The organism is Silvania sp. (genome assembly GCF_051656365.1).
Classification (GTDB): Bacteria; Pseudomonadota; Gammaproteobacteria; order Enterobacterales; family Enterobacteriaceae; genus Enterobacter; species Enterobacter hatchlandensis.
This window is the reverse complement of the sequence record NZ_JBOGBT010000037.1, coordinates 57,651-70,632: the sequence shown is the minus strand read 5'-3', so window position 1 is coordinate 70,632 and position 12,982 is coordinate 57,651. Positions and strand designations below refer to the sequence as shown.

General features: G+C 55.6%; 13 protein-coding genes. All 13 read left to right on the top strand.

Features of this window, described 5'->3' with window-relative positions; genetic code table 11:
• Positions 1-338: DUF2345 domain-containing protein (locus ACRDD5_RS07755; RefSeq protein ID WP_438676398.1), on the top strand; the 338-nt coding region annotated here is incomplete at its 5' end.
• 3 nt (positions 339-341) lie between these two features.
• Positions 342-1,127 (top strand): DUF4123 domain-containing protein, encoded by a 786-nt coding sequence (locus ACRDD5_RS07750; protein ID WP_438676397.1) that lies wholly within the window; start codon positions 342-344, stop codon positions 1,125-1,127.
• The gene (locus ACRDD5_RS07745; protein ID WP_438676396.1) at positions 1,124-1,342 is read left to right on the top strand and encodes a YceK/YidQ family lipoprotein; all 219 of its coding nucleotides are present in this window, start codon (positions 1,124-1,126) and stop codon (positions 1,340-1,342) included. The genes ACRDD5_RS07750 and ACRDD5_RS07745 overlap by 4 nt, the downstream gene beginning before the upstream one ends.
• A gap of 60 nt (positions 1,343-1,402) precedes the next feature.
• Positions 1,403-1,903: a DUF3304 domain-containing protein gene (locus tag ACRDD5_RS07740; protein WP_438676399.1), complete on the top strand. Its 501-nt coding sequence runs from the start codon at positions 1,403-1,405 to the stop codon at positions 1,901-1,903.
• Positions 1,891-2,454 (top strand): DUF3304 domain-containing protein, encoded by a 564-nt coding sequence (locus ACRDD5_RS07735; protein ID WP_271281542.1) that lies wholly within the window; start codon positions 1,891-1,893, stop codon positions 2,452-2,454. Before ACRDD5_RS07740 ends, ACRDD5_RS07735 begins: the two co-directional genes overlap by 13 nt.
• Positions 2,442-3,005, top strand: a complete 564-nt coding sequence (locus ACRDD5_RS07730; protein ID WP_438676395.1) for a DUF3304 domain-containing protein — start codon at positions 2,442-2,444, stop codon at positions 3,003-3,005. The genes ACRDD5_RS07735 and ACRDD5_RS07730 overlap by 13 nt, the downstream gene beginning before the upstream one ends.
• Complete coding sequence (locus tag ACRDD5_RS07725) at positions 2,993-3,556, top strand: DUF3304 domain-containing protein (protein WP_438676394.1); 564 nt, start codon at positions 2,993-2,995, stop codon at positions 3,554-3,556. Before ACRDD5_RS07730 ends, ACRDD5_RS07725 begins: the two co-directional genes overlap by 13 nt.
• Positions 3,544-4,107 carry a DUF3304 domain-containing protein gene (locus ACRDD5_RS07720; RefSeq protein ID WP_438676393.1) on the top strand — a complete coding sequence of 188 codons (564 nt, stop codon included), beginning with the start codon at positions 3,544-3,546 and terminating at the stop codon, positions 4,105-4,107. The genes ACRDD5_RS07725 and ACRDD5_RS07720 overlap by 13 nt, the downstream gene beginning before the upstream one ends.
• A complete protein-coding gene (locus ACRDD5_RS07715; RefSeq protein WP_438676392.1) occupies positions 4,095-6,548 on the top strand; it encodes a T6SS phospholipase effector Tle1-like catalytic domain-containing protein in 2,454 nt (817 codons plus the stop codon). The genes ACRDD5_RS07720 and ACRDD5_RS07715 overlap by 13 nt, the downstream gene beginning before the upstream one ends.
• Positions 6,549-6,567: 19 nt before the next feature.
• Entirely contained in the window at positions 6,568-6,825 is a 258-nt protein-coding gene (locus ACRDD5_RS07710; protein WP_438676391.1) for a PAAR domain-containing protein, read from the top strand.
• 77 nt (positions 6,826-6,902) lie between these two features.
• A complete protein-coding gene (locus tag ACRDD5_RS07705; protein WP_438676390.1) occupies positions 6,903-7,952 on the top strand; it encodes a hypothetical protein in 1,050 nt (349 codons plus the stop codon).
• Positions 7,945-11,382 carry an ImcF-related family protein gene (locus ACRDD5_RS07700; RefSeq protein ID WP_438676389.1) on the top strand — a complete coding sequence of 1,146 codons (3,438 nt, stop codon included), beginning with the start codon at positions 7,945-7,947 and terminating at the stop codon, positions 11,380-11,382. Before ACRDD5_RS07705 ends, ACRDD5_RS07700 begins: the two co-directional genes overlap by 8 nt.
• Positions 11,382-12,977 (top strand): type VI secretion system protein TssA, encoded by a 1,596-nt coding sequence (gene tssA / locus ACRDD5_RS07695; RefSeq protein ID WP_438676388.1) that lies wholly within the window; start codon positions 11,382-11,384, stop codon positions 12,975-12,977. Before ACRDD5_RS07700 ends, tssA begins: the two co-directional genes overlap by 1 nt.
• The last annotated feature ends 5 nt before the right edge of the window (positions 12,978-12,982 follow it).

The window sequence follows — 12,982 nt, the reverse complement described above, 5'->3', positions numbered from 1 at the left end:
TGGTGTCCGGCAACGGTCCGCTGGCAATGGAGTCACATGCAGACACTCTGTCACTGACCTCGCTGAAGGATGTCATGGTGCAGTCCACCCAGGGCCATATTCAGCTCACCGCCAAAAATGGTATCACCCTTGGCTGCGGCGGGGCGTATATCCGCCTGACGCCGCAGGGGAAGATTGAGATCCACGGTCCGGGATTACTGAGCCTGAAGGGCCAGCATTCTGTGCAGGGGCCGGCCAGCGAGGATTTTCCGCTGCCGGAGCTGCCGTCCTCTGTGTGTAAGGAGTGTCTGAAAAGAGCGCAGGAACAGGCTCGGGGCTTTGTGAAGAGGGAGGGTTAATTAATGGAGCATATACGCAACTGGCTGAGTGAAATAGAGCAGACCTGCCGGAAAATTAATCATCATTATATCGATATTATAATTGATCAGTGTGGGATGGAATTTTCTGTTATTCCCGCACTGTCTGGATTTTCTTCTTCGCTAGCCTGGTGTTCTCTGTATGAAGGGATTCCGGAAGATATTTATCGTGAAGATGCACCGTTGCTTATTCGAATCGATCTTGATGAACCGCAGCAGGTTCAGTGGTTGAGTGAGCTTGCCAGAGAGGTCGTGCATACGGCTCCGCTGTTGTTGATTGTATCGCCGTGGCCTTTTTCAGCACTCGCAAAATGGCTCAGGCAATGTGTCGATGCCAGCCATGAAGGGCTGGCTGGTGTATTTCGATTCTGGGATACGCGTATTTTCCCCTGGCTCTTTAACGGTATTTTAACTGCAAAAGCGGGTGCTCAACTGCTAAGGCCTGCTCTGTTCTGGAGCTGGATCGATCGTGATGATAACCCCGCCATCCTTGCAGGCAAGGGGGCGGCTTATGCCGATGAGATTGCCCAGCAAATTACGTTCAGCGATGCGCAATTTGAAGCAATGATGTGTCTTTCAGATGCCATTCTTTTTTTAAAAGCCCAACACTTACCCGAAAATATTTACCCGACGAAAGAAGAACTCTTTTCTGCCTGTTTTAACGCCATGCTGGAGGCAACAAAGAAAAAGATTCTTTTTGAGGAAGATCGTGATGCCTGGGTACTGGCGGGTCTCAGTGAATGCAAAAAATATAATGAGGTTCAAGGATGAAAAAAGTCATCGTGTTAACTGCGGTATTTCAGTTGAGCGGCTGCGGCTCTATTGCTGAGCACTCGAAAGGGTGTTACCGCGAATATTATCAAGGTACACAAAAAATGACAGAGCTGGGGATGTGGTTCTTGTATCCCTGGCTTGACGTTCCTTTTTCCGCTGTTGTCGATACCGTGACGTTACCCGTCGATGCTATTTGCATCGCCAGTAATTAGATAACGAGTTAACTGAGGAAAAAGAATGTGAACAGGCAATGGTACGGCGTATTACCGGGCATGGTGTTACTTGCCGGATGCAGCCAGCCGCAGGCAGAAGCACAGACGCAGAGCGGCGGAGCGGGAACCATTAAAGCCATCAATCATACCAAATGGGCGATTAACCATTTCAGCGTAAATGGGCAGTCGGGGATCGATATTATCGGGCCTTTTGATGGCGGTGGCGGTGGATGTTGTTACGGTGTGCCATCGATTTGGAACCCGGGGATGACAGTTCAGATTAACTGGCAGACAGGGCGTGGGGACACTGATGGATTCCCGGGTTTTGGCGATGACGCCAAGTATCTGGCTTGGGAGAAAAAAATGACAGCACAGAATCGTGAGCATAGCAAAACGGTGATTGTTCCGGACTATACAGGGCAAGAGACCTGCGGTATTACGGTTCATTTTTTGCCCTGCGATGAAGTGAAGGTGACCACAAGCTGCTGGTCGCCGACAAATGCAAATTACCCGTTCAAACTGCCGCTCGAAATGAAGGAGCCGAAAGTATGTCCGAAGTAACCAGGGATGGGAGCAAATCGAAGGGATGCCGGTTCGGCGTATTACTGGGCATAACGTTACTTGCCGGATGCAGCCAGCCGCAGGCGGAAGCACAGACGCAAAGCGGCGGAGCGGGGACCATCAAAGCCATAAATCATACCAAATGGGCGATTAACCATTTCAGCGTTAATGGCCAGTCGGGGATCGATATTATCGGGCCTTTTGATGGGGGAGGGGGAGGGTGCTGTTACGGAGTACCTCAAGTCTGGAAACCGGGTATGACGGTGCAAATTGACTGGGAAACAGGGCAAGGATCGTCAGCAGGTTTTCCTGGGTTTGCGGATGAAGAAAAATACCAGGCTTGGAAAACTAAAATAGATGCGCAAAAAAAACAACACAGTGCAGTCGCTGTCTTACCGGACTACACAGGACAAGAGACCTGCGGTATCACGGTTCATTTTTTACCCTGCGATGAAGTCAAGGTGACCACCAGTTGCTGGTCGCCGACGAATGCAAACTACCCGATCAAACTGCCGCTCGAAATGAAGGAGCCGAAAGTATGTCCGAAATAACCAGGGATGGGATCAAATTGAAGGGATGCCGGTTCGGCGTATTACTTGGCATAGCGTTACTTGCCGGATGCAGCCAGCCGCAGGCGGAAGCACAGACGCAAAGCGGCGGAGCGGGAACCATTGAGGCCATCAACCATACCAAATGGGCGATTAACCATTTCAGCGTCAACGGGCAGTCCGGGATCGATATTATCGGGCCTTTTGATGGGGGAGGGGGAGGGTGCTGTTACGGAGTACCTCCAGTCTGGACACCAGGAATGATGGTTCGTATTGACTGGGAAACAGGCGTAGGTACCTCAGAAGGTTTTCCTGGGTTTGCGGATGAAGAAAAATACCAGGCTTGGATAACCAAAATAGATGCGCAAAAAAAACAACACAGTGCAGTAGCTGTCCTACCAGACTACACCGGGCAGAAAACCTGCGGTATCACCGTTCACTTCTTACCCTGCGATGAGGTGAAAGTGACCACAAGTTGCTTTACCTATGGCAGCCCGTCTTATCCGATCAAACTGCCGCTCGAAATGAAGGAGCCGAAAGTATGTCCGAAGTAACCAGGGATGGGAGCAAATTTAAGAGATGCCGGTTCGGCGTATTACTGGGCGTGGTGTTACTTGCCGGATGCAGCCAGCCGCATGCGGAAGCACAGACGCAGAGCGGCGGAGCGGGAACCATTGAGGCCATCAACCATACTAAATGGGCGATTAACCATTTCAGCGTCAACGGGCAATCGGGGATTGATGCTATCGGCCCGTTTGATGGCGGCGGAGGTGGATGCTGTTACGGCGTGCCTTCAGTCTGGACACCGGGAATGATGGTTCGAATTGAATGGGAAAGTGGGCTTGGAAGTTCAGATGATTTCCCGGGGTATGCAGACGAAAAAAAATTTATGGAATGGGCAAATAAAATCAAAGCGCAGCACCGACAGCATAGCAAAACGGTGATTGTTCCGGACTATACAGGGCAAAAGACCTGCGGCATCACGGTTCACTTCTTACCCTGCGATGAGGTGAAGGTAACGACAAGTTGCTTTACCTATGGTAGCCCGTCCTATCCGATCAAACTGCCACTCGAAATGAAGGAGCCGAAAGTATGCCCGAAGTAACCAGGGATGGGATCAGATTGAAGAGACAGCTGTACGGCGTATTACTAGGTTTGGTGTTACTTGCAGGATGCAGCCAGCCGCAGGCGGAAGCACAGACGCAGAGCGGCGGAGCGGGAACCATTGAGGCCATCAACCATACCAAATGGGCGATTAACCATTTCAGCGTCAACGGGCAGTCGGGGATTGATGCTATCGGCCCATTTGATGGCGGAGGAGGCGGGTGCTGCTACGGGGTACCTTCAGTCTGGACACCAGGAATGATGGTTCGAATTGACTGGGAAAGTGGGGAGGCGTCGACGGAGGGTTTCCCTGGGTTTGCTGATTATGAAAAATATAAAGCCTGGGAAAAGAAGATGAGTGCCAACAACCGGCAACATAGCAAGACCATCTCTGTGCCGGATTATACCGGTCAAAAGACCTGCGGCATCACGGTTCATTTTTTACCCTGCGATGATGTGAAGGTGACCACAAGTTGTTTTACCTATGGTAGCCCATCTTATCCGATCAAACTGCCGCTCGAAATGAAGGAGCCGAAAGTATGTCCGAAGTAACCATGGATTTAGTCTGGTATCCACCGCCGTTTCCGGCCCAGGGGCGGCTTCCTTCAAACGCGGCGCTGGTGGATAAAAACTGTAAGCAGCAGCAAAGCCTGGAAAGTAAATATCGTAACCAGCTGTGCGAGGCGGCAGACCGGGTGGTTGAGTTGCCCTGCTGTAAAACTCTGCATATCAGCCTGTTTTTTGATGGCACCGGGAATAACCTCTACAACGATTTCTATCTGTCTAACCCAAAACACCCGACCAACATTGCCCGCCTGTTTCGCGCCACCATTGGTAACGGCACGGCCGGCGGAGTAAGCACGACCGCAGGGTTGTTTGATACCGATGCCTCCCTGAAGGGGAGCTACTTTAAATACTACATACCCGGCGTGGGTACCCCTTTTCCGGAAATAAACGATCTGGATTACTCAATGCCAGGGCTGGCATTTGCAGACAGAGGGGAAGACCGCATTAACTGGGGACTGTTGCGTATTATTGATGCTCTTAAACGCTCCCTGTCGCCACAGGATACTGATAGCAGCAAATTGTCCGACGGAGAAACCCGGGCTGCGCTGGAAAATATGGCGACCTCATGGGCATCTCTGGGGTTGACCGGCAGCCATAACCGCTATGAAGAGTTCACCCATCAGCTTAAACAACTGGAAAGTCTGCTAAGGCCCGCGCTGCAGCTGCCCAGCTCGAAACAGCCAAAACTGCTGGGGATCAAACTTTATGTATATGGTTTTTCCCGCGGCGCGGCGGCGGCACGTACCTTTGTCAACTGGCTGAGTGAACTGCTGCCGAAACCAAAGGCTGAAAAGCAGAAACCAGAGCAGTGCCTGGCGGTTGGTGATTTGAAAATCCCGCTGAGCGTGGAGTTTTTAGGCCTTCTGGATACCGTTGCCTCTGTGGGCGTCGCGCATATGGCTCCGGTAGCGGAAGGGCATATGTCGTGGGCCGACGATACGCAGGAATTACCCGAAGAGGAGACCTACGGTGGGCTTATCAAGCGCTGCGCGCATCTGGTCTCCTCCCACGAGCAGCGCCTCTGTTTTCCCCTCGATTCCATTTGCCGCGCCAATGGACGATATCCGGCAAACAGCGTGGAGGTTATTTATCCTGGGGTGCACTCAGATATTGGAGGGGGTTATCCTCTAGGGGATCAGGGAAAAGCTAATGCATCTGATGACCGACTTTTACTATCTCAGATTCCACTTAATGATTTGTTCTCATCGGCTTTTTTCAGCGGCTCTCCTTTAAAGGTGCCAGAAGATAGATTGCCTGAGGTGCTCAGAAAAGATAAATGGAGGGCAATGCCCCCAGATCTTGTTCAGGAATTTGGTGTTAAAAATGAACTACAACAACGCTTCAACGCCTGGCGCGAATTAACCCTTAACCAGCCTTCATCTACTACTCCCATTACCGATGAGCTGGCCGCCAGCTATGATCCTCCACGCGCCCCCGTAAGCCTGGAGACAGCCTGCGATCACCAGATGGCCTGGATCACCGCATGGCGCATCAATCGCTATGCCAAAGGGACGCTATTGAAAATGCCATTCTATCTGCGCGCAACGGATACTGATGCCACCTCCGGGGCACTGGAGGCCTCTAAGGCCAAAAGAGACCTGAAGCAAGGGGCAATAGAGAGCATGCGCAAAGAAAAAACAGCGCTGCAGCCTGCGGATAAAATGAACGAGCTGGTGCTGGATCCAGGTGTGAAGGATTTTGACCCCGATCTTGGGCAAACCCAGCTTCGCGAGGCGGCGCAGGAGTTTGGCGAAGATTATCGGCAGCAGTTCCGCTGCGTGGGTAGCATTAAGCAGCTGGTAATGGATGTGATCCCACACAATGCCATTTTCTTGCTCAACACCGACGATGAGCCGAAAGAGTATCGGAAAATGAAGCAGGAGGGCGAGGACAAGGTTGAAGTTCTGTTTCCCCTGCCGGGTGAGGCGACCAATGCCGAGCTGCCAGGCGGACTTGTTCGGGCGCTGTTCGACGATCAGGTTCATGATTCCCGTGCGTGGTTTATGCACTACACCTTAGGTGGACGGGAACCCTGGGGCAGCTATTTTCGCTACCGTATGATCTATTTTGGCAACAAATGCAGTAAGCCTCTGTCACCGTTAACCATCGCCGGGACCGTCGTCGGCGCGGCCACGCTGGTGGGTGGCGTGATATTCAGCTTTAAACAGAAGGGTACGACGGCGAAGCTGGCTGGCCTGGCCGCAACCGGTGGGCTGTTATCGCTCGAAGTTGAAGCGCTGGATCTCCTGACCAGGCTACCTGTTCCAATGAACGCAGACGCAGACACACTCAGAGCCTTTACCTCTGCGCCTGGCGTCGTGGTTGCTCAGCAAACAGCAGCCATCGAAGACCAGCGTCTGGCATACGCGAAAACAATCATCAATTCTACCTGGGCGAAACAAGCCCGCTCCATGCTTATTTCCTGATTCAGGGAAGAGAGTTCTTATGAAAAATATCATTCGTCAGGGAGACACCCTGAGGGAGTATGGCGGCCAGGTGCTGGGCGGCCACTATTCCTTTTTTGGCAAAGGCATCGCCACGAAAGCTGACCCGGCCATCTGCAATAAGCATGGTATGACAATCATTGCAGAGGGTAGCTCGCTCATGCTGGTGGATGGGCAGCCTGCTGCTCTGCATGGTCACAAATGTGCCTGTGGCTGTACGCTGGTGAGCTCCTTCCCCGATGTGAGAATCGAGCAATGAGAGCGGTACCCTCATTTCCACCTTATAAGGTTACCCGCCCCCCAGTCGCGAAACGCTGGATAGCGGCGGCTTCGCTGATGGGGCCGATCGCGGGAGGCTGTTCGGTGCTGCTGCGCAAAACAGAAGTCAGCGGCGGGGCGGTGATTATCGCAATGTTGATCGGTATTAGCGTTGTGGGGACGCTTTGGCTTTTTCGGCTATGGTACTACCGTTGCTCGGTGCACAACGCCACGCTATGGCAGCAGGAGGTAAAGGCCATTCAGCAGCAGTGGTGGATCCAACATCGACGTCAGTTTGGTCTGCTGGAAACCGTTCTGATTGGCCCGGCAGGCAGCAATGAGCTTGAATGGGAACGCGTTTTCAGACGTGAAACCCTGCCTCCAAAAGCGCGAAGCGAGAGAGGATTCGCTGCGTTTCGCATTGCCCGTACGTTTTCGGAGGATGCTGACGAGCGTGATCAACAGCTTGCCAGAATGCTGGTTCTGCAATGGATAAAACAGCCTAACAGCAGTGCGCGTCTCTCGCCTGCGAGATGCTACTGGGCCGGAAGTAACATCGCCTGGCGCGCATTCACCGGGCAAATGAAACTGACTTTCCCCGATGTTGTGCTACCCGAGGAACCAAAACCCTGGCGCGGTGAAGAAACGCTGGCAGAGCTTGCGGAGATGTTTGCCGATGCTGCCCCGGATACACAGGCACTGGTTGCTGGCTGTCAGTCGCTCACGGCTTCCGCTACGGCAGTACGTCCGGCCAGCGAGACTGCCGTACTGTGGCTGGTTGGCGCTACAGCTCCTGTTGTGCTGCCCCGGGGTGAGATTTTTGAGCCAACCGGCAACGAATCCATTTTGCAGGTTTGCCAGCGGGCGCAAATTCAGAGCGAGCTTGAACAGGTTCCAGAGTATTGCATGCTCTTTTCACCTTCCGGGCAGCCTGAACTGGCAAGCTGCGGCTGGAATGTCACTCAGCATCTGCAGGACAGTTACTGGGGTGAATCAGGCGAAATGGAGCCCCTGGTGGCGATTTCGCTTGCGGCGATCTTCGCCCGTACGCAAAAGCAGCCCTGCGGCTGGATAGCCGCTGACCCTTTACACACTCTTGCACTTGGAATTATCAAGCCTTATGGATAAGGACAACAACCAAACTGAAGGCATCTCCGTTGCATATACAACTTTTATTGCTGTAGCAGCGATAACGCTTACGATCGTGCTGGGGGGCGGCATTTTCTGGATCTTCGCCACTGACGCGTCGACAGAATGGGGTGAGATACGGCCGATTCTGCTCGTCTGTGGTATGGGATGGATCATGGTGCTCAGCCTGTCTGCGCTTGCTTTTTCCGGCTGGCAATTGTGGTTACGTAATATCGCCTACCGAACGTCGAAAGATAAGCAACAGCGCAGGCTTCGTCTCCAACAGCAAAAGCAGCAGACGCTGACAGGAGAAATTAGCCGCGCGATGAGTACCCGTTATGGCCGCTTATGGCGCCGCAAAGTCCGTCTGTTGTTAGTCAGCGGTGATGAACCCGCCATCGAACACCTTATCCCCGGCCTGCAAACCAGCCTGTGGCTGGAAGGCAACCGTACCGTACTGCTTTACGGCGGCAGCCTGACCCCTGACGTTGATAACGATAAATACGCCGCCCTGCACAAACTGCGCCGTGGTCGCCCGCTGGATGGCATCATCCGGGTGATTGGCGAAGGTCAGAGTCTTACACCGCAGATAAGCGATAAGGATCTCCGTGGGCTGGAGAAAATCAGTGAAGCATTACGCTACTCGGCTCCGGTCTGGCTGTGGCAACTGTACGGCAGCGACTGGTCGCAAAAGGGGCGTCAATCTCAGGCCGTAGGCATCACGTTGCCGCAGCGAGCGATACCGGAGAATGTCTCCTGCCAGCTCAGTAAACTGCTGCCTCAACTGCGCGAGCAGGGCATTGCGCAGATAACAGACAACCGCTGTCATGATTTCCTGCTGCGTCTGGCGCAACAGCTGGAACAGGGGGAGCGTGAACGCTGGGCATCACGCCTGACGCCGTGGCTTTACGCTGCACAACAGCGCGTCCCGCTGCGGGGGCTGGTCTTCAGCCTGGCAGACAGACCCGGCCCCTTAGATGACGTCAGCGTTGAAAGTACGCCTCAGCCCGCTTACCAGCATGCTCTGACGCTCCCGGACACCTGGCAGGGAGTCATTAACGACTGTACCCGCATCCGCGGTCGCCGGGTTGGCCTGGCCTGGGAGCAGACGCTGGCATGGGCCGTCATGGCGGCTATTGGCGTCTGGGGAGCGGGGCTGCTACTCTCTTTTGCCCTGAACTACGGACAAATCTCCTCGATGGCGACCAACGCTCGCGCGCTGGTAGAGCATCCGTCCATCTCCGATTATCAGCTTACCGCCCTGCACGACCTGCGTAACGATGCCGGTCGCCTGCAATACCACATTCAGCACGGAACGCCCTGGTATCTGCGTTTTGGTCTGGGCCATAGCCCGCAGCTGCTAAGTGCGGTGCTGCCCTGGTACGGCGTGGCGAATAACCGCCTGATCCGCGATCCGGCTAATGCGGCGTTAACGCATAAACTGAACGCGCTGGTGAACTCTGCCCCCAACAGCGACACCCGTATCGCGCTGGCGAAACCGGGTTACGACCAGCTAAAAGCCTGGCTGATGATGGCGCGTCCAGACAAAACGGACGGCGCATTCTACGCCCAAACCATGAAAGCGGTGCAGCCGACCCGCATGGGCATTTCCACCGGGTTGTGGCAGAGCCTGTCACCGGATCTGTGGGCGTTTTATATCACGGAACTGCCCCGGCAACCGCAGTGGAAAATCACCCCGGATGTGTCGCTGGTCGGCCAGAGCCGTCAGGTACTGCTTCAGCAGATAGGCCGGCGTAACGCGGAAAGCACCCTGTACGAACATATGCTCAAATCGGTGCGGCGTAACTTTGCCGATATGACGCTGGAAGAGATGACCCACGCGACCGATGCCCGTCGTCTGTTCACCACCGATGAAGCCGTGCCGGGGATGTTTACCCGTCAGGCCTGGGAAGGGGGGATTCAAAAGGCTATAGAGCAAGCGGCGAACGCCCGTCGGGATGAAATCGACTGGGTGCTGAGCGACAGCCGCCAGGCCGTATCTGCGGACCTGTCGGCGGAAACGCTGAAAGCCCGACTGACCCAGCGCTACTTTACCGACTTTGCCGGTAGCTGGCTGAACTTCCTCAACAGCCTGCGGCTTAACCCGGCGCAAAACATTGCCGATGTCACTGACCAGCTAACGCTGATGAGCGACGTGCGACAGTCGCCGCTGATTGCGCTGATGAACACGCTGGCGTGGCAAGGGCAGACCGGACAGCAAAAAGAAGGCGTCCCGGAGTCTATCCTCCGCTCGGCGAAAGACCTGATCGGCCATACAGAAAAACCCGCGATCGATCAGCGTGCCGCCGGACCGCAGGGTCCGCTGGATGATACCTTCGGGCCGCTGCTGGCGCTAATGGGGAAAAATAACGCCAGTAACGTGATGTCGGCAGACGGTTCATTGAGTTTGCAGACGTACCTGACCCGTATCACCCGCGTGCGCCTGCGTTTGCAGCAGGTGGCAAGCAGCACGGATCCGCAGGAGATGATGCAAAGCCTGGCGCAGACCGTGTTCCAGGGTAAAAGCGTCGATCTGACCGACACCCAGCAGTACGGCAGTCTGGTGGCGGCGAGCCTTGGTGAGGAGTGGCGCGGTTTTGGTCACACCCTGTTCGTGCAGCCGCTGACCCAGGCATGGGAAACGGTATTGCAACCGTCAGCAGCCAGCCTCAACGAACGCTGGAGCCGCTCGGTCGTGGCGAACTGGCATACGGCATTTGAGGGGCGTTTCCCGTTTGCGGTGAGCAAAAGCGATGCCTCGCTGCCGATGCTGGCCGAGTTTATCCGTAAAGATGCGGGACGCATCGACAGGTTTTTGACCTCAGAGCTAAGCGGCGTACTGCACAAAGAGGGCAGCCGGTGGGTGCCGGACAGTGCCCACAGTCAGGGGCTGACGTTTAATCCTGCTTTTCTCAAGGCGGTAAACCAGCTGAGCCAGCTGTCAGACATCCTGTTTACCGACGGCAGTCAGGGGATCAGCTTCGAACTGCAGGCCCGTCCAGCAGCGCAGGTGGTGGAGACCCAGCTCACTATTGACGGGCAAAAAATGCATTACTTCAACCAGATGGCGGACTGGCAATCCTTCCGCTGGCCGGGCGACACTTTCAAGCCGGGCGCGATGCTGACCTGGACTTCGACCAACGCGGGCGCACGCCTGTTTGGTGACTACAGCGGTACCTGGGGTTTTATCCGCTGGCTGGACCAGGGCAAGCGTCAGCAGCTCGACCGCAGCCAGTGGATGATGAGCTTCGACGCCCCGGATGGCCGTACGCTGCAGTGGGTACTGCGATCCCAGTTGGGCAGGGGACCTCTGGCACTACTGGCGCTGCGTGATTTCCGTCTCCCGGATCAGATCTTCACCGTGGATCCCTTAGCAACCGCTCAGGCGCTCGACACTTCCGATAACTCAGCCATGGATGGAATGGAATAATGGCCGCATTACAGAACCTGCTCTACGCCTGTGGAGCAGAGGAGAGCACATTGCTGGATCAGTCCCGGACGCTCATCCGCGACCGGGAGCGCTGGCTGGAACCCATAAATGATGTTGAACCGACCGGGGAGGATCCCGGCTACAACGATGACTTTCAGCGCATCCGCGAAGAGGTGAATAAGCTCTCCGGCATTGATACCGCCCTGATTTGCCAACTGACAGAAAAGCTGCTGACCGGTGTCTGCAAGGATCTGCGTGTAACGACCTTCTACGTCTGGGCGCGGCTGTATCAGGACGGCGAAACCGGGTTTGCAGAGGGGCTGGAATTGCTGGCCGCTATGCTGGAAAAGTTCGGAACCCAGCTGCATCCCCGGCGCGAGCGCAGCCGTAAATCGGCGCTGGAGTGGCTGGGCAGCAGCCGCGTGATCGACAGCCTGTCGCGCTATCCCGAAGTGGATATCACGGTGATGCGGCGTATCGCCGGGGCGCTACTGCGGGCAGACAACACCCTACGGACATTTGATGACGAGGGGCAGCCCTTGCTCGCCGTGCTGTATCAGGCGCTGGAAAACAGGCTGGTGCAGAGCGGGGGAGCCAACAGTCTCGTCCCGCAAACCAGCCAGGAAGAGAGTGCTGCCGCCACGGAGGTTGCCCCGTTCGCACCCGCAATGAATACCGTATCTTCAGGGCGTGACCTGCTCAGCCAGGCCAAAGTGCTGGCGCGATACCTGCGGGACCAGCCCGGCGGCTGGCTGGCGGGCCATCATCTGCTGAAGTGCATTCGCTGGGATACGCTGATGGCCCTGCCGCCGCTGGATGCCTCCGGGCGTACCCGTCTGCTGCCGCCCAAGCCGGACAACAAGGCGCACCTCAAACGGCTTTACCTGCAGAAAAGCTGGTCAGAATTGCTGGAATATACCGACGCCTTGCTGGCGCAGGGGGTTAACCATCTGTGGCTGGATCTCCAGTGGTACGCCTGGCAAGCGCTGGTGAAGCTCGATGCTGACTCCGTACGCGCAGATATTCTCTGCCGGGATCTCACCGGGCTGCTGTCTCGCCTGCCGGGGCTGGAGGTGCTGGCGTTCAACGACGGCACGCCGTTCGCCGATGAAGTGACGATGAACTGGATTAACGAAAGCGTGCTGGATGCGATGCCGGGCTGGAAGGATGAACCGGTGATGACCGCCGCTTCTTCCGGGGATGAGGTGTTATCTCTTGAGCCGGAAGTGCTGGCTAAAGCGGACAGCGAGGGAATAGACGCCGCACTCAACTGGCTACAGACCCGTGCGGGTTACACATCTTCCCGTGACCAGTGGCTGATGCGTCTGCTGATGGCGCGTGTCACCGAGCAGTACGGCAAAAACGAGATGGCGCTGCACTTGCTGGGCGAGCTCGACCACCGTGCCCGCACGCTCACCCTTGAGCAGTGGACGCCGGACCTGCTGTTCGAAGTCAAAGCGCGTCGGCTCAAATTACTGCGTGCCAGAGCAGGGCGCAGTGAGGCGGATAAAACCCGCCTGCTACCCGAAATGGACGCGCTGCTCTCCGGGCTGATTGCGCTTGATCCTGCTCGCTCTGCCGTACTTTGCGGCTGATATTA